Genomic DNA, 24,549 nt, shown 5'->3' with positions numbered 1-24,549 from the left:
TCCTAAACCAGGTACTCGAATAAAGTTAAATCTGTGTTTATTTCCCTATATACAAAATTCAGGCCTTTCATCCTGTGAATAAGTGCGGAGTAATCTTCAGCTGATTTAAGTTCAATACCCACCAGGGCAGGGCCGTATTCTTTCTGAATTTTCTTAATAAATTCAAATCGTGTAATATCATCATCCGGACCTAATACTTCATTTACAAAAAGTTTCAACGCCCCCGGACGCTGAGGAAAGTTAATTACAAAATAATGCTTTAGGCCTTCATACAATAAGGAAAGTTCTTTTATTTCCTGCATCCGTTCAATGTCATTGTTTCCGCCGCTCAGGATACAAACAACCTTTCTGCCTTTTATCTGGTCAGCACATAAGTCTAATGCTGCTACCGATAGAGCTCCGGCAGGTTCAGCCACAATGGCGTCTTCATTATACAGTTTAAGAATGGTGGTACATACTTTGCCTTCGGGTACAAGAATAAGTTCATCCAGAACTTTTTGACAAATAGGAAACGTTAACTCTCCGGCCCGTTTTACCGATGCTCCGTCTACAAAGCGATTAATTTCATTTAATGTAACCGGTGCCCCGTTTTTTAATGCCTCCGACATGGAAGGAGCGCCTTCTGGTTCAACTCCAATTATTTTAATGGAAGGATTTATACTTTTCATATAAAATCCTGCTCCTGCCGATAGGCCTCCACCGCCAACAGGAATAATTACCACTTCGGTACCAGGAAGATCTTCAAGAATTTCAACCCCGACCGTACCCTGTCCTTCAATTATTTTATAATTATCAAAGGGAGGGATAAAAGTCATGTTATTAACTTCGGTATAGGCAAGCGCTTCTTTTAGGCAATCATCAAATGTATCTCCAACTAAAATTATTTCAATCAACCCGTCGCCAAACATTCGTGTTTGATTGATTTTCTGTTTGGGAGTGATTTCCGGCATAAAAATCACTCCCCTGGTATTCAGTTTTTTGCATGAGAATGCTACCCCCTGAGCATGATTTCCCGCACTTGCACAAACAACGCCTTTTATTAATTGCTCCTTGCTTAGCTGGCTAATCATGTTATAAGCTCCTCTTAGTTTGTAGGAGCGGACAAGCTGTAAGTCTTCCCGTTTGAGATAAATTTCACAGGAATATTTTTCTGAGAGCCTTTCGTTATAGATAAGGGGAGTTCTCTTAATAACAGATTTTAAACGTTCAAGAGCTGCGACAGAATCAAGGTTGGTGTCAGTGTCAATATCCATATGTAGGTCGGTTGTACAGATTATTCAAGCAGAATTAATAATAACAGTTTATAGGCCTCAACGATAAAGCATATCCTTTTTACCTTTAACTCTTACTTAGAAAACCAATATACATTATTAAACCTAAATTCAATGCAGTCAGGCCTGTCACACTTGTCTACGTTAAATCAACAAAAAACATTTGAAACTGATTTAGCTTTTGCTTCAAAATCAACTTCAGTTTAATTATTACAGCCGATCTTATTGTTCCAAAATCCAGGCTAATGTATCAAAAAGCACTTAGCTCTAAATCAATAACAACAAAAAACCCGCTACTTGAAAAATAGCGGGTTTCTAGTATGTTTCTTAATTACTAAATATTGCTTGCCAGCCAGTCGCCAACTTCACTGGTTTTGTAAGTTTTGCTGCCTTTTGGTGCAAGATCCTCGGTTACAATACCCTCTGCTAAAGACTTGTTAACAACTTCGCGGATAGCTTCAGCCTCTTCCTTTAAGCCGAAAGCATCTTCAAACATCATAGCTGCCGATAAAACTGTTGCTAAGGGGTTTGCTATATCTTTTCCTGCCGCCTGTGGATATGAACCATGAATCGGCTCATATAATGAGGTGTGAGTGCCTTTTGATGCAGAAGGCATTAATCCCATCGAACCTGAAATTACGGAAGCCTCATCAGTTAAAATATCACCAAATAAGTTTTCAGTGATAAGAACATCGTACGAGCTTGGCCATTGTACCAAACGCATAGCCACCGCATCCACGAATTCATAGCTTACTTCAACTTCAGGGAAATCCTTTTCCATATCCTGAACAGTTTCTCTCCATAGACGAGAGCTTTCCAGAACGTTCGCTTTATCAACACAGCATAATTTTTTGCTGCGGGTCATTGCTAATTCAAAACCGAGTTTTGCAAGGCGCTGAATTTCTGCCCTTGTATATGTACAGGTATCAAAAGCAGTGTTTCCATTGTCTTTTCTGCCCCGCTCTCCGAAATAAATACCACCTGTTAATTCACGTAAAATAATTAAATCAGTACCTTCAATCCGCTCTCTTTTTAAGGGAGAGTTATCAATTAAAGAAGGGAAGGTGAATGTTGGACGAACGTTTGCGAACAATCCTAATTTCTGACGCATTTTAAGTAAGCCTTGCTCAGGACGAACGGTTGCCTTAGGGTCGTTATCGTATTTTGGATGACCGATAGCACCAAATAGGACAGCATCAGCAGCCAGACATACTTCATGAGTGGAGTCGGGATAAGGTTCGCCAACAGCATCAATTGCAGCTGCACCGGTTAGGGCAGAGGTCCAGCTGATTTCATGATTAAATTTCTTTGAAACAGCGTTTACTACTTTTACTGCCTGATCGATAACTTCAGGTCCAATTCCATCTCCTGCAAGAAGCGCGATATTAAATTTCATTTATGATTTTGTTTTAATGTTTTTTGAGCTGGTGTTATTACCAACCATGTAAAGTATTTGGATTATATTATGTTCAACATTTTCTGCGTAGCTTTAATCGCACAAACCGTTTGGTCAGAGTCCAGTCCCCGGGTTTTAAAAGTTTTACTGTTAGTTTCCCAGGTAATTACTGTTTCGCATAATGCATCGGAATTACTTCCAGGCGCTATTCTTACGGCGTAATCCACAAGTTTTGGCAAGCACATTTCTTTCTTGACGTAAACCTTTGTAAGGGCTTTCATAAAGGCATCAAACTGGCCGTCGCCCTGAGCATGTTCTTCAAATATCTCACCTTCGATACAAACCGATATTGTTGCTGAGGGTCTTAATCCTTTAGAATGTGTTAACACATACGATTCAACCTTTATTTTTTCTTCATAAAGATTACTGTCAAGTACATCAGAAATAATGTACGGAAGGTCCTCTTTTGTTACCGTTTCCTTTTTGTCGCCCAATTCGATAACCCTTTGAGTAACCTTTTTTAAATCCGCATCATTTAACTTCAAACCAAGCTCCTGCAAATTCTTTTCTATGTTGGCTTTGCCTGATGTTTTTCCTAAAGCATATTTACGTCTCCTGCCAAACCGTTCGGGAAGCAGATCATTAAAATATAAATTATTTTTATTGTCACCATCGGCATGTATGCCTGCAGTTTGAGTGAATACATATTCGCCAACAATTGGTTTATTCGATGGAATTCGGACACCCGAAAATGTTTCAACCAGCTTACTTACTTTATAAATTGAAGATTCTTTAAGCGAAATTTCTATTTCTGGCAGGAAGTCGTTAATAACTGCAATTGCGCTGGCCATAGGAGCGTTTCCTGCTCTTTCTCCCATTCCGTTTACCGTTAAATGCAGACCATTTATTCCTGCTTTTACAGCTTCGAGAACATTTGCTGTACCCAGATCGTAATCATTATGAGCGTGGAAATCAAAATGAATATCCGGGTATTTTGATTTGAGCTGTGAGATGTAACTAAACGTTTCGGATGGGATTAAAATGCCCAAAGTATCTGGCAATAAAATCCGTTTAATGGGCTGAGTTGAAAGAAACTCAAGGTATTGCATCGTGTATTCAGGCGAATTGCGCATGCCATTGCTCCAATCTTCAAGATAAACATTAGTTGCAATGTTTTGCTCACGGGCAGATTTAATTGCTTTGGCGACTTCTGAAAAATGCTGTTCAGGTGTTTTCTTCAGCTGATGTATTAAATGATTCAACGAGCCTTTGGTTAAGAGGTTTTGCACCTTAACGCCAGCTTTTTTCATCCATTCTATTGATACGCCATTATCTACAAACGATAGAACCTCTATAGCATCAATATGTCCATTTGCTGTAGCCCATTCTGTGATGGCTTTAACCGCTTCAAATTCACCTTCAGAAACACGGGCCGAAGCAATTTCTACTCTGTCTACATGGAGTTCCTCAAGTAAAAGTTGTGAAATTGTAAGCTTCTCCGAAATGGAAAAGGACACACCAGAGGTTTGCTCTCCATCTCGAAGAGTTGTGTCCATGATTTCTAATTTCCGTCTTTCCATTTAGATGATTACAAGATTTTTGGATTAATTATAAAGGCAGTTGTGTAGCAAATTGCTGGATCTCTGCCTTCATGCTTTGTAAATAGTCAATATCATCAAAACCATTCTGCATATTGTCTTTTTTGTAGGGGCTGATATCAAACCGTTCTTTCTCGCCGGTAGGCACCAAAGTAATGGTTTGTTCCTGCAAATTTATCTCCAACTCGGTTTTAGGATCTGCGAAGATTGACTTGAATATTTTTTCAAGAAACTCAGGACTAACCTGAACCGGTAAAACACCAATATTTAAACAATTATTTTTAAAGATATCAGCAAAGAAACTTGAAACTACCGCTCTGAAGCCGTAATCATACACAGCCCATGCAGCATGTTCTCTTGATGAGCCCGAGCCGAAGTTTTTCCCGCCAACTAAAATTTTACCTGAGTAAGTTGCATCGTTTAGAACGAAATCTGCTTTTGGAGTATTATCCGGATTGTATCTCCAGTCACGGAATAAATTATCACCAAATCCTACACGCTCGGTTGCTTTTAAGAAACGTGCTGGTATAATCTGATCAGTATCCACATTCTCGATCGGAAGAGGAACTCCTGTGCTTGTAAGTATGTTAAATTTATCGTAAGCCATTTTTAAGTATATAGTATTCAGTATCAAGTGTCAGGACAATGCGCTTTAGCGATCTATTGTCTTTCTTCTTTATTCCTTTTTTCTTAAACCAATTCTTCTTTAAGTAAAGTTCTAGGATCAGTAACTACTCCCGTAACCGCTGCCGCTGCCGCAACAAGCGGACTAGCCAGCATTGTTCTTGCACCCGGACCTTGTCGTCCTTCAAAGTTTCTGTTCGAAGTACTTACAGCATATTTTCCAGCAGGTACTTTATCATCGTTCATTGCCAAACAAGCAGAGCATCCTGGCTGACGCAGTGTAAATCCTGCTTCAGTTAAAATGTCCAGTAAACCTTCTTCTTTAATTTGCGCTTCAACGATATGTGAGCCTGGAACAAGCCATGCTGTTACATTTTCTGCTTTATGTTTCCCTTTAACCACTGATGCGAAAGCTCTGAAATCTTCAATTCTTCCATTTGTACAGCTTCCTACAAAAACGTAATCTACCGGTTTTCCAAGCATCGATTCTCCCTCATGGAAACCCATGTAGCCCAGAGATTTTTCATATGTGGCCACCCCGCCTTCAACCTGGTTTGCATCTGGGATAGAATTCGAAATTCCCATACCCATTCCCGGGTTTGTTCCGTAAGTGATCATTGGTTCGATCGATGACCCATCAAAAGTATACTCTTTATCAAATACCGCTTCTGCATCGGTTTTCAGAGTTTTCCAGTAGGCCATGGCTTTATCCCATGCTGCCCCTTTTGGAGAAAACTCGCGTCCCTCAACATAATCGAATGTAGTTTGGTCAGGTGCAATCATTCCGCCACGGGCACCCATTTCGATACTTAAGTTACAAACGGTCATGCGTCCTTCCATGCTCATTTTTTCGAATACTTCACCAGCGTATTCTACAAAATAGCCTGTAGCCCCTGAGGTAGTGAGCTTAGAAATGATAAAAAGAGCAACGTCTTTTGGTGTAACACCATAACCCAAACTTCCTGTTACATTAATGCGCATGCTTTTGGGTTTTTGCTGCATGATACATTGAGCAGCCAGAACCATTTCAACTTCTGAGGTTCCAATTCCGAAAGCAATCGCACCAAAAGCCCCGTGAGTTGATGTGTGTGAATCACCGCAAACAATAGTAGCTCCCGGCTGAGTAATACCATATTCAGGCCCAACTACGTGTACTATGCCATTCTTCTGATGGCCAAGCCCCCAGTGGCTTATACCGTATTCGTTAGAGTTAGTCTCTAATGCTTTTAGTTGATTAGCCGAAAGCGGGTCAGAAACTGGTAAATGCTGATTAATTGTAGGAGTATTATGATCCGCTGTCGCAAATGTACGTTCGGGATATAATACTGAAATTCCACGGCTTTTTAATCCTAAGAAAGCTACAGGGCTTGTAACTTCATGAATTAAATGACGGTCAATAAATAACACGTCGGGCCCGCCTTCAATCTTACGCACTACGTGAGTATCCCACACCTTTTCGAATAATGTCTTGCTCATTTTGTTTAATGTTGATATTAATTGTCTGTATTACTGTTCTTTAACGAACGGTATATGTATTTTTATATATTCAGATTTTTAAAAAGCAAATCTCCTATAGTTGAATCTGCTTGTTTGAACCAGTCTTTTGTAAACTATCGACTTACTGTCAGAAAGCTTTATACAAATTTATTCAAAGCATCCAAATATGCATTAGCCGATGCTCTTACAATATCGGTGCTGAACCCATAGCCCATATATGACTGGTCCTTATGAATCACGCGCATATCCACCTTGCTCACATCATCACTGCCTCCATGGATAGAGTGTATGTTAAACTCTTTAATTTCAACATCACGGCCAAGTATTTTTTCGATTGCATGTATCGTTGCGCTTACCGGACCATTTCCTGATGCAGTAGCTTCATGTTCGGCACCATCATAGTTTAATTTAACTACGGCCTGTGGTGCGGTTTGATCGCCGCAGGTTACCTGTAAGGAGTTGATTGTTACCCCGTTTTTGAAGTTTGTCTCTGCTTCTTCACCCATCAGTTTCAAAAGATCATCATCCTTAATCTCTTTTTTCTGATCAGCCATAGTTAAAAATCGCTGATAGGTTTGGTCTAAGTCGATACGATCGATGGAATACCCAAGGCGTTCTAAATGATGTTTCAAAGCATGTCTTCCGCTTCGGGCAGTCAGAATGATCTCAGACTGGTCAATCCCTACATCTTCAGGGTTCATAATTTCATATGTTTCACGGTGCTTAAGAACACCATCCTGATGAATACCTGAACTATGAGCAAATGCGTTTCTTCCGATAATTGCTTTATTAGGCTGCACAGGCATACGCATCATGCGGCTTACCATGCCACTTAAATTATATAAATGCTTGCTGTTTATGTTGTTGTGGAACCCTAAAGAAGTATGAGTTTTTAAAATCATCACAACTTCTTCCAATGAAGTATTGCCTGCACGTTCGCCAATACCATTAATGGTACATTCTACCTGACGCGCACCGTTTTGAATACCAGCAATGCTGTTAGCTGTTGCAAGTCCCAAATCGTTATGGCAATGAACAGATATGATCGCCTGATCAATGTTTTTTACGTTTTCTTTCAGAAAGCGGATTTTTGCGCCGTATTGTTCAGGCAAGCAATATCCGTTGGTATCCGGGATATTAACTACAGTTGCACCTGCGGAAATTACAGCTTCGATCATTTGAGCAAGAAATACATTATCTGCTCTTCCGGCGTCTTCAGCGTAAAATTCAATATCTTCCACAAAGCTCTTTGCATATTTTACTGCTTCAACCGCACGCTCAAGAATTTTTTCTCTTGTGCTGTTAAATTTGTATTGAATATGCATGTCTGATGAGCCAATACCAGTATGAATACGAGGATATTTGGCATATTTTAAAGCTTCTGCTGCAGAATCGATGTCGCCTTTATTTGCACGGGTTAAGGCGCAAATTATAGGGTCGCGAACTACTTTTGACAGCTCAACCACACTTTTAAAATCACCGGGACTTGAAATAGGAAATCCTGCTTCAATAACATCAACACCTAATGACTGGAGAGCTTCTCCAATAATTATTTTTTCTGGTGTTGTAAGCTGTGAACCGGGTACCTGTTCTCCATCACGAAGCGTGGTGTCAAATATGAATATGCGGTTTGGATCGTGTAACATGATTTTAGCGTATTGATGTTAATTTGGGGGATGAAAATTTTGGGGCATTTTGTTTATTTGTGTTAGCATAAATGAAAACCCATCCCCGGTTTAGACTATAACGTTCTTCTTTCATTATGCTATACAAATTCTAATATCGTTTCCACAGCCTTTACTTCGCCTTTCTCTAAGAGGATTCTTTTTTCTAAGCAACCGGGCAAGGCTGATTCGAAATGCCCGACATAAATTAAAGTCATCCCATTACTACACAATCTATCCACCAGGTGGTTAAAATATTGTGTTTGTTGTTGATCTAAGCCCTGGCAAGGCTCATCAAGTATTAATAGTTCCGGATTTTTGATAATCGTTCTTGCTAATAAAACCAATCTCTGTTTTCCCAGAGGAAGCGTATTTAGCAAATCGTTTTTATGCTCCGTTAAGTCGAAAAAATAAAGTAATTCATCAACCTGAGTGCTTTTTGAATAAGGCAAGTGTTTGAATAATCCTACCGTATCATAAAAACCTGACGCAATACTTTGCCATACAGTTGATGATGCATCAAAATACCAATGGAACTCAGGCGAAATTAAGCCGATGTGTTGTTTGATATCCCAAACGCTTTCGCCGCTTCCTCTTTTGTTTCCAAATAAATACAGCGTGTTGGCGTAAGATTGCGGATGATCGCCATTTATCAAACTTAACAACGTTGATTTCCCTGAACCATTAGGGCCTTGTAAAAGCCATTTTTCTCCAGCTTTAACTTCCCAGTTAATATTTTTTAAAACCTGCTTTTCACCATAACTTACGTTTATCTCCAGCATTTTGACGATAGTGTCGGCCGTATAAGCGGGTGATTTCTTCAAGAAATCGGGGAGTTCTCCTGATTGTCTTTCAGGCAAAACAGATATCGATTCTCTCGAATGAAATTGTACTAATGTGCCTTCTTTAATTTCTGCAAAACGATTGATATATTTTGGTAATTCAATATTCGCGTCGTTACAAATCAAAATTAATTGTACTCCTTCTGCTGAAACGTGATCCAATAAAACGTTTAAGTTCCGACGCGAAACGGCGTCTAATCCCGTATATGGCTGGTCTATGAGTAACAACTGCGGTTTTAACCACAGAGCTTTGATTAATTGCAGCTTTTTATGCTCCCCGCTGGATAATTCGATTAATTGTGAGTTTTTTAAAGTTGAAAAGCCTAAAGCATTTACAAGGTTTTCGACATCATTAAGCTCAAGATTATTTTCTTTACCAAAGCCTGCTAGGTCAGCATTTACAGTAAGGGTTTCCTTGGCCTGCTGACTAGTATAACGTTGCTGATAATAGAAATTCGCAACCCCCTCGACGTTTTTAAACTGGTACCAGCTTTCAACATAAAGTGATTTGGCAGGTAAATTACTTCCTGAAATGAAGTTAACCTCTATATCTCCAACTGCACTCTCCAAACCGGCTATAATTTTGGCCAAAGAAGTTTTTCCACTTCCGCTAGGTCCACTAAGTAACCAGTTTTCACCACGATTTATGACCCAATTCAAATCCCTTAATATCAATTTGTGTTGATATTGCAGGTTTAAGTTTTGAATCTGGACCAATGGCTCTGACATTATTCGGTTGTTGCGGTTGTTTTTATCCTTCTGACGGGGCAGTTAATTTTCATTTCGAGCTTAGGAGAAATCTTAACATTTGCTATTTTCTGTCGTTAAGACCTCTCCTGTGTCGAGATGATAAACGCCTAAGGCTTCCTGGTTTTTAGGCTGTTTTAATCGCTTTCATTGCAGTCATCGCTTTACGCAATGTTGTGCCTACAATTTCCACCTGGTGGTTGCGTAAAGTCTCATTAATAGCTACTAATTGCATGTTATCAACAGATCCATCTTTTCCTTCATTGAAGTTTTTGCCAACTAAACTAGTGTCAACTTTTTTCATGAAATCAGCCAGTAGTGGCTTACAAGCCTGATCGAATAAATAACAGCCATACTCAGCAGTATCAGAAATCACCCGGTTCATTTCGAATAATTTTTTTCGTGCGATAGTATTAGCGATAAGGGGAGTTTCGTGTAGCGACTCGTAGTAAGCAGATTCTGGTTTGATGCCCGCTTCAACCATAGTTTCGAAAGCTAATTCAACACCAGCTCTTACAAAAGCAACCATTAAAAGGTAGTTATCGAAATATTCTTGTTCAGTAATTTTAACATCACCTGCCGGAGTCTTTTCAAAAGCAGTTTCACCTGTTTCGGCTCTCCATGCTAATAAATTTTTATCGCCGTTAGCCCAATCTTCCATCATGATGCGACTAAATTCACCACTCATAATATCATCCTGATGCTTTTGGAATAAAGGACGCATTATGTCTTTTAATTCTTCCGAAATTTCGAAAGCTTTGATCTTAGCAACATTACTTAAGCGATCCATCATACCCGATACACCGCCATGTTTTAAGGCCTCGGTAATTACCTCAACACCGTATTGAACCAATTTAGAAGCATATCCCGGATCAATTCCTTTTTCAACCATTTTATCGAAAGAAAGGATAGAGCCTGTTTGTAATAAACCGCAAAGGATAGTCTGCTCACCCATCAAATCTGATTTTACTTCAGCTACGAAAGATGATCTTAATACTCCTGCTTTGTGACCACCTGTTCCAACGCAATATGCTTTTGCTTCTGCTAAACCTTTACCTTGAGGATCGTTTTCAGGGTGAACTGCAATTAGAGTGGGTACACCAAATCCTCTAACATACTCAGATCTTACTTCGCTGCCCGGTGATTTTGGAGCAACCATAATAACGGTAAGATCTTTACGGATTTGCATGCCTTCTTCAACGATATTAAAACCATGAGAATATGATAAAGTAGCACCCTGTTTCATCAATGGCATAACAGCATTAACAACCGAGGTGTGCTGTTTATCAGGAGTAAGGTTGATAACTAAGTCGGCAGTTGGAAGTAATTCTTCATATGTGCCAACCGTGAAGTTGTTACCAGAAGCATTTTTCCACGAATCTCTTTTTCCTTCGATAGCCTCTTTACGCAATGCATAACTAACATCTAAGCCACTATCTCTTAAGTTTAAACCTTGATTTAGGCCTTGAGCGCCGCAACCTACGATTACAATTTTTTTCCCTTTTAACGTGTTTACTCCATCAGAAAATTCAGAACTGTTCATGAATTCGCATACACCCAGTTGGTTTAATTGTTCTCTAAGGGGTAGTGTATTAAAATAATTTGCCATTTTTTATTGCTTGATTTCTATTTAGTTTCGGTGATATGTTTTCTTGTATTCTTTAATGAGTCTGTTATTCTGAGCCTGGTCGATGCTTTTAGACCGGGTATTTCAAAATCGGCGCTAATTTAGTGCAATTATCTGAAATAGCTTTTCAAGCCCGTGATTAATTCTAAAACGAATATTACATGGTGAAAACTTTTGCACCCTTGTTCAGGTATTCATTTTCAATAACTTCGTGACCGGGGTCTCTGCGTTCAAATTCGCGAAGTTTCCGGTTAAATCCTTCACTGTCTTTTATGATCGCAATTCGTGCACTTCGAACAAATTCAATTAAACCGTAGGGTTGAAGCTTTGTGATAAGAGTGTCGGTTTCTTCACGGTGGCCTGTAGTTTCAAAAACTGTGTAATCTGTGCGGATAACAACGACCCGGGCACCGTTTTCTCTTAAAAGTCTTTCTACCAATGCTTTTTCTGCGATTTCTTCTGTTGGGACCTTATAAAGGGCCATTTCTTGCCAGATTACATCTTCATTAGTATTGAAATATACCTTAAGAACCTCTACCTGCTTTTCGATTTGGCGACAAACCTTACGAACAACATCTTCAGTTTCCGTTATCACGATATTGAACCTGTGAATACTCTCGATTTCAGAAGGAGAGGTATTCAAACTTTCTATATTTATTTTACGACGGCTAAAAATAATTGCGATACGTGTAAGTAAACCAATTTGGTTCTCCGTGTAAACCGTGATGTTATATTCCTGCTTTTCGATTTTTTCTTCTGTGCTCATAATGGTATATTTTATAGAAAGGGATGCATTACGCTTTCCTTTCACCTGTAAGCTTACTCCTTATTTTAATCTGATTTCGCTAACGCTGCAACCTTGTGGTACCATCGGGAAAACGTTATTTTCTTTAGTTACCATAACCTCCAGCAGATAAGCCCCTTTATGATCAAGCATTGTAGTAATTGCAGTTTTAAGAGCTTCGCGGGTATTCACGCTCTCACCCGGAATTCTGTAAGCATCAGCTACTTTAACGTAATCAGGACTTGTGATATTTACAAAAGAATAACGCTTGTCGTTAAACAGTTGCTGCCATTGACGTACCATTCCTAAAAACTGATTATTTAGAATAAGGATCTTAACATCCACACCAAATTGCATAATGGTTCCTAATTCCTGGATATTCATTTGGATGCCGCCATCTCCAATTACTGCAATAACTTCCCGGTCCGGAGTGCCATATTTTGCTCCAATTGCAGCAGGCAGAGCGAAGCCCATCGTTCCTAATCCACCACTTGTTATATTACTGCGGGTTTTGTTAAACTTTGCATAACGGCAGGCAACCATTTGATGCTGGCCAACATCGGTCACAATAATAGCTTCACCCTTAGTTAGTTCATTTATAATCTGAATAACTTCACCCATAGTTAGCTCATCAGAGGTAGGAAAAAGCTCGTCTTTGATAACAGCTTCAACTTCTTTTCTGGTATAATCCCGGAATTTTTCCACCCATTCGGTATGCTCTCTGGCTTGAACAAGTTCGGTTAATAGGGGAAGCGTTTCTTTACAATCGCCCCAAACCGGAATATTTACTTTGATGTTCTTATCAATTTCGGCAGGATCAATATCTAAGTGAATGATTTTTGCCTGTTTCGCATATTTGTCCAATCGGCCGGTTACCCGGTCATCAAAACGCATACCTATAGCAATTAAAACATCACACTCATTAGTAAGTACGTTTGGTCCGTAATTACCATGCATTCCCAGCATCCCAACATTTAAGGGATGGTCTGTAGGAATTGCACCTGCACCTAATATCGTCCATGCTGATGGGATGCCCGATTTCTCGATAAATGTTTTAAATTCCTGCTCAGCCCTGCCCAATAATACGCCCTGTCCCCAAAGTATGAAAGGTTTTTTTGCCTGGTTGATCAGACTTGCAGCTTCCTCTACATACTCTTTACGAACAAAGGGTCTTGGACGGTAACTGCGTATGTGGTCGCATTTTACATATCCTGCAAAATCAAACTTTTGAATCTGGGCATTTTTGGTAATATCAATTAATACAGGACCTGGTCTTCCGCTTTTCGCGATATAAAATGCTTTAGCTAAAACTTCAGGGATCTCTGTAGCATCAGTTACCTGGTAGTTCCATTTGGTTATTGGCGTGGTGATGTTAATGACATCAGTTTCCTGGAACGCATCAGTTCCTAATAAATGAGCAAATACCTGACCGGTGATACATACCAATGGAGTACTGTCGATCTGGGCATCGGCCAAACCTGTTACCAGGTTAGTTGCACCGGGGCCGCTGGTTGCGAACACCACCCCAACTTTGCCAGACGAACGGGCATAACCCTGGCCTGCATGAATTCCGCCCTGCTCATGACGAACCAGGATGTGATTAATTTTATCCATGTAGTCATACAAGGCATCATATATAGGCATGATGGCTCCACCAGGATATCCAAAAATAGTATCTACGCCTTCCGCTATCAATCCTTCCAGCAAAGCAACAGAACCACTCATTTCGACGGTTGTATTGGGTTCTTTTGCTGGTAATTCCTGTTGTGCTGTATCCATCTTATTAGGTATTAAACGTGAGATTCAGACATTTACAGTCTGCACCTTAATTTATCTTAATTATTGACCCCTACTTTTTCTTTTTTTAAAGATCGGTTACGCAGCCTTCAGCTGCTGAGCTAACCTGCTTTGCATATTTGTAGAGAAGTCCTTTTTTTGCTCTCAATTCTGGCTGTATCCACGCAGCTTTTCTCTGAGCTATTTCTTCTTCGGAGACTTTTAGCGTCATAACGCGGCTAATCGCATCTATTTCAATGATGTCGTTGTCTTTAACCAATCCTATAAGTCCGCCTTCAAAAGCTTCCGGAGTGATGTGTCCAACTACAAATCCGTGGGTACCTCCGCTAAAGCGGCCGTCAGTGATTAGTGCAACGCTTTTGCCGAGTCCTACTCCAATTAACGCCGAAGTGGGTTTCAACATCTCCGGCATTCCCGGGGCGCCTTTAGGGCCTACATTTCTGATTACTACAACGTCACCTTTTTTAACCCGGTGCGATTGAATGCCTTCAATTAAGGCGAACTCACCATCGAATACGCGTGCAGTTCCTTCAAATCGTTGGCCTTCTTTTCCGGTAATTTTAGCAACACTACCACCCTTAGCAAGATTTCCGTAGATAATCTGTAAATGACCCGTTGCTTTTATTGGGTTTTCTTTCGGCAGTATTATTTTTTGTGCGTCGAAGTCCAGTTCCGGAATATCAGCAAGGTTTTCAGCGAGTGTTTTACCGGTGCAGGTTAAGCAATCGCCATGTAGCCAGCCTTGCTGCAAGGCGTATTTCATCACCGCAGGTACTCCTCCGATGTTATGAAGATCTTCCATCATGTATTTTCCGCTTGGCTTCATGTCTGCCAATACAGGAATACGGTTGCTTATTTCCTGGAAATCGTCTTGTGTTAAGTCTACATCCACACTTTTCGCGATAGCTAAAAAGTGCAAAACAGCATTTGTTGACCCGCCCAGGATCATGATCGTAACAATGGCATTTTCAAAGGCTTTCCTGGTCATGATATCTTTTGGTTTAATATCACGTTCCATCAAAATTTTGATTGCTTTACCAGCGTCAAGGCATTCCTGCTTTTTCTCCGGACTTAATGCAGGACTGGAAGAAGAATATGGCAAGCTCATTCCAAGCGCTTCAATAGCAGCCGCCATTGTGTTGGCTGTATAGATACCCCCACAGGCTCCGGCACTTGGACAAGCATTTTTAATGATTTCCTTAAAATCTATGTCATTCATTTCGCCTGCCATCTTTTTACCCAAAGCTTCGAAAGCAGATACTATATTTAAATCTTCACCCTTATAATGACCTGGAGCAATAGTCCCACCATAAACCATAATAGAAGGGCGATTTAACCTGCCCATGGCCATTACAGACCCCGGCATGTTTTTATCACATCCCGGTAACGCAATTATTGAATCATAATATTGCGCACCGCAAACAGCCTCAATTGAGTCGGCAATGATATCACGGCTAACCAGAGAATAACGCATTCCCTCGGTTCCGTTGCTCATTCCGTCACTTACACCAATCGTGTGAAATATTAATCCCACTAAATCTTCCTGCCAGACACCCTCTTTAACAAGTTTTGCTAAATCATTAAGGTGCATGTTGCAAGTGTTACCATCATAGCCCATACTCACGATTCCAACCTGAGCTTTTTGCATATCCTCATCGGTTAGGCCGATACCATAAAGCATCGCCTGAGCTGCGGGCTGGGTGGGGTCCTGTGTAAGTACTTTACTGTAGGGATTTAATTCGATTTCTTCTTTCGTAAATGATGAATTCATTGAGATATTTTTTATCTGGGCCACTAATAAATTAATAGCTATGTGAGTTTACGTTTTAAGGTACTTTAATTATTTTCTTAAGGTAAGGACTTGCTTCTTTTCAGTCAATAGCATATGTGAAAAAAACTAAAAAAGAATTATATTTTTAATTATTACCTAATTCGAAATATTATTCTTAAATATAGCTCAAATATGGTACAATAATATTGCACTCGTATACTAATTATGATTTCGGTATTCGGTATAAGTGATTCTGTCCAATGAGTTTTGTTGGGAAATTCTTCCTGAAATTGAATTTTACCAAAAGATAAATGATAAAATGGGTATGATATCTAAAGTAAATTTCAGCGGTTGTTCAGCAGATCTTAACCTTCTTTGCAAAGATCGGCCAGGAGAGAGAGGTTTCATATTTTAATAATGGCGGATATAAATAAAGGTCAGCTGAATAATCAACTGACCTTTTATTTATGTACAAGGATGAAAGCTTTAGCTTACCACGCCTTCGGCCAGTAAAATTATTTTATTGTTATTAACTTCTATCACGCCTCCTTTAATTACAAAGCGCTCTTCACCTTTTCCTCCACTCCTGATGATAACTTTACCATCTTCGAGAGTAGATATTATTGGGGCGTGGTTATTAAGTATTTCAAAAGAGCCAGCCGTTCCCGGAACTGTTACCGAGCTAACCTCTCCTTCGTATACTTTTTTATCGGGTGTTAAGATTTCTAATATCATGGGGTTAGATTTGAGATGTGAGATGTGAGACGTGCGATATTTCTACCTCTTGTCTCTCATCTCATATCTAATGTCTCATATCTGCAATTACGCGTTTGCTTCAGCTAAAATTTTCTTGCCTTTTTCAATTGCGTCTTCGATTGTTCCAACAAGGTTGAATGCTGCTTCAGGATATTCGTCCACTTCACCATCCATAATCATATTGAAGCCTTTGATGGTTTCTCTGATGTCCACCAATACACCTTTTAATCCGGTAAATTGCTCAGCAACATGGAAAGGCTGTGATAAGAAACGCTGAACTCGACGTGCACGGGCCACAACTAATTTATCTTCTTCAGAAAGCTCGTCCATACCTAAGATGGCTATAATATCCTGAAGTTCTTTGTAGCGTTGTAATGTTTCTTTTACGCGTTGTGCGCAGTTGTAATGCTCGTCTCCTAAAACTGCAGCGCTAAGAATACGTGAAGTAGAGTCAAGAGGGTCAACCGCAGGATAGATACCTAATTCTGCAATTTTACGTGACAATACAGTTGTAGCATCTAAGTGGGCAAATGTTGTTGCCGGAGCAGGGTCAGTTAAATCATCCGCAGGCACATAAACTGCTTGTACAGATGTAATTGATCCTCGTTTGGTTGAGGTGATACGCTCTTGCATCAAACCCATTTCTGTTGCCAGTGTTGGCTGGTAACCTACCGCAGAAGGCATACGGCCTAATAGGGCAGATACTTCAGATCCAGCCTGTGTGAAACGGAAGATATTGTCAATAAAGAATAAGATATCACGTCCCTGACCAGTACCGTCTCCATCGCGGAAATATTCTGCAATGGTTAATCCTGATAATGCTACACGTGCACGTGCACCTGGAGGCTCGTTCATTTGTCCGAAAACAAACGTAGCTTTAGATTCTTTTAATTCCTCTGTGTCGATTTTATCAAGGTTCCATTCACCTTTTTCCATTCCATGCATAAATTCTTCACCATATTTAATGATGCCGGATTCAAGCATTTCACGAAGTAAATCATTTCCCTCACGGGTACGTTCACCTACACCCGCAAATACTGAAAGACCACCGTGACCTTTTGCGATATTGTTGATGAGTTCCTGGATTAATACGGTTTTACCTACTCCGGCACCACCGAATAATCCAATTTTACCCCCTTTTGCATAAGGCTCAAGTAAGTCGATAACTTTAATTCCGGTAAAAAGAACTTCAGTTTCCGTTGAAAGATCTTCGAATCGTGGAGCAGTATTGTGAATAGGGCGTCCATTAGACTTATCAAGGTTTGGAATACCATCGATAGCATCTCCTACCACATTAAATACTCTGCCTTTAATATTTTCACCGATAGGCATCTTAATCGGCTCTGCAGTATCAACTACTTCCATTCCGCGTACAAGTCCGTCGGTAGAATCCATGGCAATTGCACGTACACGGTCCTCACCAAGATGCTGTTGCACCTCGAGAACAATTACTTGTCCGTTTGGCTTTACAATTTGTAGTGCATCGTAGATTCTTGGAAGTTTGGCTTCTTCAGCGAAGCTAACGTCAACTACCGGGCCGATGATTTGCGCTATTTTTCCAGTGTTTGGCATAAAATTTTTTCGTAAAAATTTTTATTAATCAAGTAATTAAGCGATTTAACAGGTCGCTTTTTCGGTCTGCAAAAATACGCTTTAAACCCGTATTTCAAATGACTTGAGTAAAAGATTTTCAATAATTTTTTTAATAGTGCTTTTTATGCAAACTGTGTGAGTTTGCACTTGTTAAAATAATATAAGTAAATGTGAAAAATTATGAAAAAGGTAATAGCACAGGCACAATTCAAACTGGTTACACTTATCAGTACCATTACGTTCGTTTTGTTTTCATTAATAGTAGTGGCACAGGCAGGTAATAATCCTAATCAACATCCGGAGAAGTCATCACCGGCAGAACAATCATCAGCATATTTACAGAGCATAGAGAACGATCCTAACGGCGTCCCGAATAATTCGGCCTGGTATGCTCAGCCATGGCTCTGGGCCATTGTGGCCGCTATTTTAATTTTGGTTGTCGGATTGATTTTTAAAAGTTATGGTAAAAGAGATGTAGAATCCGAACAGGGTTTGTGATCAGATAAAACTGTTTTTTAAAACGGTTGTTATAGTTCTTAATCAATTTAACCAATAATCATCAGATTAAGCTGATGGTGATTATAAATTAATAAACATACATTATGAAAAACTTAAATTCTTTTAAAAAGTTGGCTAAGGCTGAAATTTGGTTTTCTGCTTTTATAGCTACGCTGAGTATTCTGGCGGGTTTTCCAGCATTAGCACAGACTACTGTGCCCGAGAAAGTTGATGTGGATATTAACGCCGGCGGCGATGGCGGTGGGGGCGGCTGGTATGCTCAACCCTGGGTTTGGGTTGTTGGAGTGGCCGTTTTTATCATCATTATTATTGCTATCACCCGAAGCGGAAGCACAAGGCGAGACGTGTAATTGATAATTCAGTAATAGTATAATAGAGGCGGATTTTTAATTCGCCTTTTTTACTTTACAATCTTTTCTTAGTTTGCTCTATGCTTAAAATTCTTGTAACTGGCAGTAACGGTTTACTGGGGCAAACTTTAACTCATCTGATTACCTCAACGAACAGGGGTAGCCTGATTGCCAGCTCAAAGGGGGAAAACCGGTATATTGGATCAGGAGATTATCACTACGCCGATCTGGATATTTCAAAGAAAGACGAGGTATTAAATGTTGTGCCCGCATTCAGGCCTGACGTCATTATTAATACTGCGGCAGTGACGAATGTTGATGTTTGTCATTTAAAAAGAGATGCGTGCAGTGCATTGAACGTTGATGCTGTCAAAAACCTGGTTGAAATTTGTGAGGCCAGAAATATTCACCTCATTCATTTGTCCACAGATTTCGTATTCGATGGCTTATCGGGGCCATATTATGAGAATGATACACCTCATCCTATAAGCTATTACGGTGAAAGTAAGGCTGAAGCGGAAAGAGTGATTCAGGCTTCATCCTGCAGGTGGTCTATTTTAAGAACGATCCTGGTGTATGGCGTGACTGCAAATATGAGCCGATCTAATATTGTTTTATGGGCTAAGTCGGCATTGGAAAATGGTGAAACAATAAATGTGGTCAACGATCAATGGAGAATGCCAACTCTGGCCCTGGATTTAGCTGAAGCGTGTTTGTTAAGCGCCGAAAAAGGAGCTTACGGGATTTTTCATATTTCCGGCAAAGACATGATGACTATACATGACCTGGTTCTGAAAGTAGCTGATTTCTGGAAGCTTGATAAATCCCTGATAGTACCTGTATCCTCTGAATCATTAAATCAGGAAGCGAAAAGACCATTAAAAACAGGTTTTGTGCTGGATAAAGCAATACGTGTTCTGGGTTATAACCCTCATTCCTTTTTTGAAGGCCTGGAAGTACTGGATAGGCAACTACAAAAATTGTAGCGATAACTGGTTTAAATATTTTCAAAAATCATAGATCCTGAAATTTGCTGCCTGTAATTATTCGAACCAGAATACTTATTAATTAAACTCTATATTCGTGAATTAACTTTAAAGACATATATCATATGGATCCTAATTTTTCCTTGCTTTTAATGGTCGTCGGATCAATAATCGCCTTATTTGTATTCTTCTATATTCTGCCCATTAATCTGTGGTTCACCGCACAGCTTTCCGGTGTAAGAGTAAGTTTACTCAATCTGTTTTTAATGCGACTAAGAAAAGTTTCTCCTTCGCTGGTTGTAAGTGCAATGATTACTTCAACAAAGGCAGGATTAAACTTAACCTCAAATGATATTGAGACCCACTACCTTGCCGGAGGAAACGTGAACAGCGTAATAAAGGCATTAATATCGGCTGATAAAGCCAATATTCCTCTTGACTTTAAATTAGCTACCGCTATAGATCTGGCAGGCAGGGACGTTTTTGATGCGGTGCAGCTATCTGTTAACCCACGGGTTATTAATACTCCCCCGGTTGCAGCAGTGGCCAAAGATGGAATTCAATTAATAGCTAAAGCCAGGGTAACTGTTCGTGCTAATATTAACCAGCTGGTTGGTGGTGCAGGCGAGGAAACTATTCTTGCCCGTGTAGGCGAAGGTATTGTTACAACTATCGGTTCGGCAGTGAATCACAAAGAAGTTCTTGAGAATCCCGACAGGATATCAAAGACGGTATTGGATAAAGGATTGGATAGCGGCACAGCATTTGAAATTCTGTCGATAGATATTGCTGATATTGATATCGGTGAAAATATTGGAGCAAAACTTCAAACTGATCAGGCAGAAGCCGATTTAAAAGTTGCTAATGCACGTGCTGAAGAGCGCAGAGCAATGGCTGTAGCAAATGAACAGGAAATGAGGGCAAAAGCACAGGAGGCAAGGGCAAAGGTTATTGAAGCTGAAGCACAGTTGCCTCTGGCAATGGCGGATGCCTTCCGTTCAGGAAACCTTGGAATTATGGATTATTATAAAATGCAGAACCTGAAATCGGATACGGATATGCGTGATTCTATTGCAAAACCTAATCCAGCTAAGGGAAAACAGCCTTAATGGCTTAATTTGAAGGGATTAACAGAATAATGAAAAATTTGTCTGAGTTTTAAAAAGAACTTCTATCTTTGCAGACCATTCAAAATGGACCTGTAGCTTAATTGGATAGAGCACCTGACTACGGATCAGGAGGTTAGGGGTTCGACTCCCTTCAGGTCCACAATCATTCTAAAGCCTTTTCGAAGCATTTACGGAAAGGCTTTTTAAATTTTAACGCGAATCAGATGTTAAATCTTGTCTTGTTTGGCCCTCCGGGCGCCGGTAAAGGAACTCAATCTCAAAAACTTATTGAAAAGTATAACTTAGTACACCTTTCAACAGGAGATATTTTGAGAAATGAAATTACAAATGGAACTCAACTTGGTCTTGAAGCAAAAAAGCTGATGGATCAGGGGATTTTGGTTCCTGATGAAGTCGTGATCGGAATGATCAGCAATAAGCTGGATGCAAATAAAGATGCTAAAGGCTTTATTTTTGACGGATTTCCGCGAACAGTAGCTCAGGCAGAAGCTTTAGATAAGCTTTTAACTTCTAAAGATACTACGATTTCAGGAATGGTAGCTCTTGAGGTTAATGATGAGGAACTGGAAAAAAGGTTACTGAACAGGGGGAAGGATTCTGGTCGTCCGGATGATGCAAATCCTGAAATTATCAGAAAACGTATTGAAGAATATAATTCCAAAACAGCGCCTGTAGCTAATTACTACAAATCTCAGGGAAAATATGTTAGTATTAACGGTATCGGAAATATCGATGAGATTTTCGATGGCATTTCCGCGGTTACGGATACATACTAAATCGCATTAAATTATAGCATAGCGGACTGTTCTTAAACATCAGTCCGCTATTTTTGTATAAAAATATTAATAAGCTTACTTGAATTTTGATTCTTGTATCTTAATCTTAAATAATTATGTCTCAAGGTTCCAACTTCGTCGATTACGTAAAGATCTGCTGCCGCTCGGGTAAAGGCGGTTCTGGCTCTACCCATTTGCACCGCGATAAATTCACAGCAACGGGTGGTCCTGATGGAGGCGACGGAGGCAGAGGGGGGCATATCATCTTAAAAGGAAGCACGCATATCTGGACATTGCTTCATTTGAAATACCGTAAGCATGTTATAGCAGTTGACGGTGGAAATGGGGGCAGTGGCTTAAAAAGCGGAAAAAATGGAAAAGATGAGATTCTGGAGGTTCCCCTGGGAACTATTGCAAAAGACTCTGAAACCGGGATAACCCTATTTGAAATCACAAAAGACGGCGAAACGAGAATATTAACTCCCGGAGGCCGTGGCGGTCTGGGTAACTGGCATTTTAAAACGCCTACACTTCAGACTCCCCGCTTCGCTCAACCCGGAGAAGAAGGGAAAGAAGAATGGATGATTCTTGAGTTAAAAGTGTTGGCAGATGTTGGTTTAGTAGGTTTCCCGAATTCTGGCAAGTCAACATTGCTCTCGGTGGTGTCAGCAGCGAAGCCTGAAATTGCGGATTATCCGTTCACCACTCTCATTCCTAATTTGGGTATTGTTGCTTATCGCGATAACCGCTCGTTTGTTATGGCAGATATTCCCGGAATTATTGAAGGTGCCTCAAAGGGTAAAGGCTTAGGTCTCCGTTTCCTCCGACATATCGAACGTAACTCTGTATTGTTATTTTTAATACCGGCTGATACCAGCAGGACAATAAAAGAAGAATACGATATTCTTTTAAATGAACTGGAAGAATATAATCCAGAATTAATGCATAAGCCACGAGTGCTTGCCATCAGCAAGTCGGATATGCTTGATGATGAGTTAACAGAAGAAATAAAAAAGGATATGCCTGATGTTCCTTATGTTTTTATTTCTTCTGTTGCTCAAAAAAATATTATGGAACTGAAGGATATGCTATGGAAAGCAATAAATGCAGATTTAAAATAAGTCTGATCAGCAATGATCTATAGGACGGGACTCTTCTGACATCCTTTTGTGAAATTTTGCCGAACTATTCATTGGGCGCGTCCTTTACGGGCAAAACAGGTTGATCTCGCTCCTCTTTGTATTTTGAGATATTTCCAAAATCGCCTTCTTCCTTCTTATAGGTCTTATCTTCAGGTTTTACAACTGCCTCATTATCATCCTGCGGATGTTTTATGCCTTTTTGTTTAGAATCTTTGGGCTCAAACTTTTCTGCTTTATCACTCTGGTTATTTGTCATGGCTTTTTATTTATATAACTTTTCAGACTTAAAATGGTTTCTGCAGCTGACTCATGTTTCTGTTCATAAATAATACTTTTCTATTTTTTTCAAAAGCTCTTATTCATATCCGCACTTTCGGCATGCAAATTTTATCACTGAGATGTTCTTTTATTCGGGTGATCTTTAAGCAGCTAAATGGATAAATAATTTATTAGTCTGGTTTCTCTCAGCGGGCACTAATTAAAATTCCGTTAACTTTGTATTTTTTTTAAACACATGAGAATAGCAATTAATGGTTTCGGAAGAATTGGACGAACGGTGTTTCGGATACTTCTGCAGCGTGAAAATATTGAAGTTGTAGCTATTAACGATTTGAGTGATGCTCACACCCTGGCTCATTTAGTAAAATACGATTCTATTCACGGATCTGCTAAATTTTCCGTAAGTGCAGGGGATAAGGAACTTATAATTAATAAACGGTCTGTTCCGGTTTTTTCAGAATCAGATCCTTCTAAATTACCATGGCTTGACCTTGATGTTGATCTCGTGATTGAATCTACCGGTAAATTTATCAGCAGGGAAAAAGCTTTATTGCATATCGGGGCTGGAGCGAAGCAGGTTTTGGTTTCTGCGCCTTCGTCGGATAAAGAGGTGCCTACGGTTGTTCTGGGGGTTAATGACGGAGATATTGATTTTTCGGAGAAAGTATTGTCAAATGCCTCTTGTACTACAAATAACATAGCCCCGATGATAAAGGTGCTTGAAGATAATTGGGGAATTGTAAACGGGTATATAACTACGGTTCATTCCATGACCGGAGATCAGAACCTTCATGATGGTCCGCATAAAGATCTGCGGAGAGCCAGAGCTGCCTCTGCATCAATTATTCCAACCACAACAGGTGCTGCCAAAGCTATTACCAGTATTTTCCCAGCGCTGGAAGGAAGGCTTGGCGGTGCCGGTATAAGGGTGCCAGTATTAAACGGGTCTTTAACAGATTTTACCTGTACTTTAAGAAAACAACCAACGGTAGAGGAGATTAATACCGCATTTAAGATAGCTTCTGATACCATTTTTAAAAATATTGTGCAATACACCGAAGATCCCATTGTCTCGGTTGATATTATAGATAATTCACATTCATGTGTATTCGATTCATTGCTAACCTCAGTGGTAGGGAGCATTACAAAAGTTGTAGGCTGGTATGATAACGAATACGGTTACTCCAGCAGACTGGCAGATCTGGTAGAGAAAATTAATCAGCTAAAGGTCTCAGATGTTTCTAAAGAATTATCTGATAAACGATAATCTTAATGTTTTTACAACAAATAACTGGTTTTTTATTTGATTGCCATTGCATCTTAGTGTGATTATTACACTTTTATTTTAATTCAAAACTATGTAGTTTTACCGCCCTGCGAATATGTGTTGAACAATTCAT

General features: G+C 39.8%; 21 protein-coding genes and 1 tRNA gene. 8 read left to right on the top strand and 14 right to left on the bottom strand.

The window, feature by feature from the left end; all coding sequences use genetic code 11:
- Positions 1 to 2: 2 nt before the first annotated feature.
- The 13 genes from ilvA to atpD all read right to left on the bottom strand — a co-directional run bounded on the left by ilvA (position 3) and on the right by atpD (position 17,946).
- Positions 3 to 1,253 (bottom strand): threonine ammonia-lyase IlvA, encoded by a 1,251-nt coding sequence (ilvA, locus tag WG906_RS05300; protein WP_339991481.1) that lies wholly within the window; start codon positions 1,251 to 1,253, stop codon positions 3 to 5.
- Between the two features lie 352 nt (positions 1,254 to 1,605).
- Positions 1,606 to 2,667: a 3-isopropylmalate dehydrogenase gene (gene leuB / locus WG906_RS05295; RefSeq protein WP_339991480.1), complete on the bottom strand. Its 1,062-nt coding sequence runs from the start codon at positions 2,665 to 2,667 to the stop codon at positions 1,606 to 1,608.
- Positions 2,668 to 2,729: 62 nt separating this feature from the next.
- On the bottom strand, positions 2,730 to 4,247 hold the full coding sequence (locus tag WG906_RS05290; protein ID WP_339991479.1) for an alpha-isopropylmalate synthase regulatory domain-containing protein: 1,518 nt from the start codon (positions 4,245 to 4,247) through the stop codon (positions 2,730 to 2,732).
- A gap of 28 nt (positions 4,248 to 4,275) precedes the next feature.
- Positions 4,276 to 4,872, bottom strand: coding sequence for a 3-isopropylmalate dehydratase small subunit (gene leuD / locus WG906_RS05285; RefSeq protein WP_339991478.1), 597 nt, complete (start codon positions 4,870 to 4,872; stop codon positions 4,276 to 4,278).
- A gap of 83 nt (positions 4,873 to 4,955) precedes the next feature.
- Entirely contained in the window at positions 4,956 to 6,365 is a 1,410-nt protein-coding gene (gene leuC / locus WG906_RS05280) for a 3-isopropylmalate dehydratase large subunit (protein ID WP_339991477.1), read from the bottom strand.
- A gap of 158 nt (positions 6,366 to 6,523) precedes the next feature.
- Complete coding sequence (locus tag WG906_RS05275) at positions 6,524 to 8,032, bottom strand: 2-isopropylmalate synthase (protein ID WP_339991476.1); 1,509 nt, start codon at positions 8,030 to 8,032, stop codon at positions 6,524 to 6,526.
- A gap of 119 nt (positions 8,033 to 8,151) precedes the next feature.
- Positions 8,152 to 9,621 carry an ATP-binding cassette domain-containing protein gene (locus tag WG906_RS05270; protein ID WP_431844452.1) on the bottom strand — a complete coding sequence of 490 codons (1,470 nt, stop codon included), beginning with the start codon at positions 9,619 to 9,621 and terminating at the stop codon, positions 8,152 to 8,154.
- A 145-nt stretch (positions 9,622 to 9,766) separates the two neighbouring features.
- On the bottom strand, positions 9,767 to 11,248 hold the full coding sequence (gene ilvC, locus WG906_RS05265) for a ketol-acid reductoisomerase (RefSeq protein ID WP_339991474.1): 1,482 nt from the start codon (positions 11,246 to 11,248) through the stop codon (positions 9,767 to 9,769).
- Between the two features lie 175 nt (positions 11,249 to 11,423).
- Positions 11,424 to 12,032, bottom strand: coding sequence for an acetolactate synthase small subunit (ilvN, locus tag WG906_RS05260; protein ID WP_339991473.1), 609 nt, complete (start codon positions 12,030 to 12,032; stop codon positions 11,424 to 11,426).
- A 60-nt stretch (positions 12,033 to 12,092) separates the two neighbouring features.
- Positions 12,093 to 13,829 carry a biosynthetic-type acetolactate synthase large subunit gene (ilvB, locus tag WG906_RS05255; protein WP_339991472.1) on the bottom strand — a complete coding sequence of 579 codons (1,737 nt, stop codon included), beginning with the start codon at positions 13,827 to 13,829 and terminating at the stop codon, positions 12,093 to 12,095.
- Between the two features lie 85 nt (positions 13,830 to 13,914).
- A complete protein-coding gene (gene ilvD / locus WG906_RS05250; protein ID WP_339991471.1) occupies positions 13,915 to 15,618 on the bottom strand; it encodes a dihydroxy-acid dehydratase in 1,704 nt (567 codons plus the stop codon).
- A gap of 486 nt (positions 15,619 to 16,104) precedes the next feature.
- Positions 16,105 to 16,353: an ATP synthase F1 subunit epsilon gene (gene atpC, locus WG906_RS05245; protein ID WP_339991470.1), complete on the bottom strand. Its 249-nt coding sequence runs from the start codon at positions 16,351 to 16,353 to the stop codon at positions 16,105 to 16,107.
- A gap of 87 nt (positions 16,354 to 16,440) precedes the next feature.
- Positions 16,441 to 17,946 (bottom strand): F0F1 ATP synthase subunit beta, encoded by a 1,506-nt coding sequence (atpD, locus tag WG906_RS05240; RefSeq protein ID WP_339991469.1) that lies wholly within the window; start codon positions 17,944 to 17,946, stop codon positions 16,441 to 16,443.
- 201 nt (positions 17,947 to 18,147) lie between these two features.
- On the opposite strand from atpD, the gene WG906_RS05235 reads away from it, so the two are divergent.
- The 7 genes from WG906_RS05235 (at position 18,148) to obgE (ending at position 22,849) form a co-directional block, all read left to right on the top strand.
- The gene (locus WG906_RS05235; RefSeq protein ID WP_339991468.1) at positions 18,148 to 18,465 is read left to right on the top strand and encodes a hypothetical protein; all 318 of its coding nucleotides are present in this window, start codon (positions 18,148 to 18,150) and stop codon (positions 18,463 to 18,465) included.
- 104 nt (positions 18,466 to 18,569) lie between these two features.
- Positions 18,570 to 18,836, top strand: coding sequence for a hypothetical protein (locus WG906_RS05230; RefSeq protein WP_339991467.1), 267 nt, complete (start codon positions 18,570 to 18,572; stop codon positions 18,834 to 18,836).
- 80 nt (positions 18,837 to 18,916) lie between these two features.
- Positions 18,917 to 19,822 (top strand): SDR family oxidoreductase, encoded by a 906-nt coding sequence (locus tag WG906_RS05225; protein ID WP_339991466.1) that lies wholly within the window; start codon positions 18,917 to 18,919, stop codon positions 19,820 to 19,822.
- A 125-nt stretch (positions 19,823 to 19,947) separates the two neighbouring features.
- Positions 19,948 to 20,931 (top strand): flotillin-like protein FloA, encoded by a 984-nt coding sequence (gene floA / locus WG906_RS05220; RefSeq protein ID WP_339991465.1) that lies wholly within the window; start codon positions 19,948 to 19,950, stop codon positions 20,929 to 20,931.
- A gap of 86 nt (positions 20,932 to 21,017) precedes the next feature.
- A tRNA-Arg gene (locus WG906_RS05215) sits at positions 21,018 to 21,091 on the top strand.
- A gap of 64 nt (positions 21,092 to 21,155) precedes the next feature.
- Complete coding sequence (locus WG906_RS05210; protein ID WP_339991464.1) at positions 21,156 to 21,728, top strand: adenylate kinase; 573 nt, start codon at positions 21,156 to 21,158, stop codon at positions 21,726 to 21,728.
- Positions 21,729 to 21,844: 116 nt separating this feature from the next.
- Positions 21,845 to 22,849, top strand: coding sequence for a GTPase ObgE (gene obgE, locus WG906_RS05205; protein WP_339991463.1), 1,005 nt, complete (start codon positions 21,845 to 21,847; stop codon positions 22,847 to 22,849).
- A gap of 64 nt (positions 22,850 to 22,913) precedes the next feature.
- On the opposite strand, the gene WG906_RS05200 is transcribed toward obgE, so the two are convergent.
- The gene (locus tag WG906_RS05200) at positions 22,914 to 23,126 is read right to left on the bottom strand and encodes a hypothetical protein (protein WP_339991462.1); all 213 of its coding nucleotides are present in this window, start codon (positions 23,124 to 23,126) and stop codon (positions 22,914 to 22,916) included.
- Positions 23,127 to 23,384: 258 nt separating this feature from the next.
- Between WG906_RS05200 and gap the strand changes: the two genes are divergently transcribed.
- A complete protein-coding gene (gene gap / locus WG906_RS05195; RefSeq protein ID WP_339991461.1) occupies positions 23,385 to 24,416 on the top strand; it encodes a type I glyceraldehyde-3-phosphate dehydrogenase in 1,032 nt (343 codons plus the stop codon).
- Positions 24,417 to 24,549 lie beyond the last annotated feature (133 nt).

The sequence above is a fragment of the Pedobacter superstes genome, assembly GCF_037622515.1.
Lineage (GTDB): Bacteria > Bacteroidota > Bacteroidia > Sphingobacteriales > Sphingobacteriaceae > Paradesertivirga > Paradesertivirga superstes.
The sequence above is the reverse complement of the archived record's forward strand: the minus strand, read 5'-3'. Positions and strand labels throughout refer to the sequence as shown.

Coding starts and splice junctions, on each gene's coding strand:
- ilvA (WP_339991481.1), bottom strand. CDS start 1,253: ATGGATATTGACACTGACACCAACCTTGATTCTGTCGCAGCTCTTGAA.
- leuB (WP_339991480.1), bottom strand. CDS start 2,667: ATGAAATTTAATATCGCGCTTCTTGCAGGAGATGGAATTGGACCTGAA.
- WG906_RS05290 (WP_339991479.1), bottom strand. CDS start 4,247: ATGGAAAGACGGAAATTAGAAATCATGGACACAACTCTTCGAGATGGA.
- leuD (WP_339991478.1), bottom strand. CDS start 4,872: ATGGCTTACGATAAATTTAACATACTTACAAGCACAGGAGTTCCTCTT.
- leuC (WP_339991477.1), bottom strand. CDS start 6,365: ATGAGCAAGACATTATTCGAAAAGGTGTGGGATACTCACGTAGTGCGT.
- WG906_RS05275 (WP_339991476.1), bottom strand. CDS start 8,032: ATGTTACACGATCCAAACCGCATATTCATATTTGACACCACGCTTCGT.
- WG906_RS05270 (WP_431844452.1), bottom strand. CDS start 9,621: ATGTCAGAGCCATTGGTCCAGATTCAAAACTTAAACCTGCAATATCAA.
- ilvC (WP_339991474.1), bottom strand. CDS start 11,248: ATGGCAAATTATTTTAATACACTACCCCTTAGAGAACAATTAAACCAA.
- ilvN (WP_339991473.1), bottom strand. CDS start 12,032: ATGAGCACAGAAGAAAAAATCGAAAAGCAGGAATATAACATCACGGTT.
- ilvB (WP_339991472.1), bottom strand. CDS start 13,829: ATGGATACAGCACAACAGGAATTACCAGCAAAAGAACCCAATACAACC.
- ilvD (WP_339991471.1), bottom strand. CDS start 15,618: ATGAATTCATCATTTACGAAAGAAGAAATCGAATTAAATCCCTACAGT.
- atpC (WP_339991470.1), bottom strand. CDS start 16,353: ATGATATTAGAAATCTTAACACCCGATAAAAAAGTATACGAAGGAGAG.
- atpD (WP_339991469.1), bottom strand. CDS start 17,946: ATGCCAAACACTGGAAAAATAGCGCAAATCATCGGCCCGGTAGTTGAC.
- WG906_RS05235 (WP_339991468.1), top strand. CDS start 18,148: ATGAAAAAGGTAATAGCACAGGCACAATTCAAACTGGTTACACTTATC.
- WG906_RS05230 (WP_339991467.1), top strand. CDS start 18,570: ATGAAAAACTTAAATTCTTTTAAAAAGTTGGCTAAGGCTGAAATTTGG.
- WG906_RS05225 (WP_339991466.1), top strand. CDS start 18,917: ATGCTTAAAATTCTTGTAACTGGCAGTAACGGTTTACTGGGGCAAACT.
- floA (WP_339991465.1), top strand. CDS start 19,948: ATGGATCCTAATTTTTCCTTGCTTTTAATGGTCGTCGGATCAATAATC.
- WG906_RS05210 (WP_339991464.1), top strand. CDS start 21,156: ATGTTAAATCTTGTCTTGTTTGGCCCTCCGGGCGCCGGTAAAGGAACT.
- obgE (WP_339991463.1), top strand. CDS start 21,845: ATGTCTCAAGGTTCCAACTTCGTCGATTACGTAAAGATCTGCTGCCGC.
- WG906_RS05200 (WP_339991462.1), bottom strand. CDS start 23,126: ATGACAAATAACCAGAGTGATAAAGCAGAAAAGTTTGAGCCCAAAGAT.
- gap (WP_339991461.1), top strand. CDS start 23,385: ATGAGAATAGCAATTAATGGTTTCGGAAGAATTGGACGAACGGTGTTT.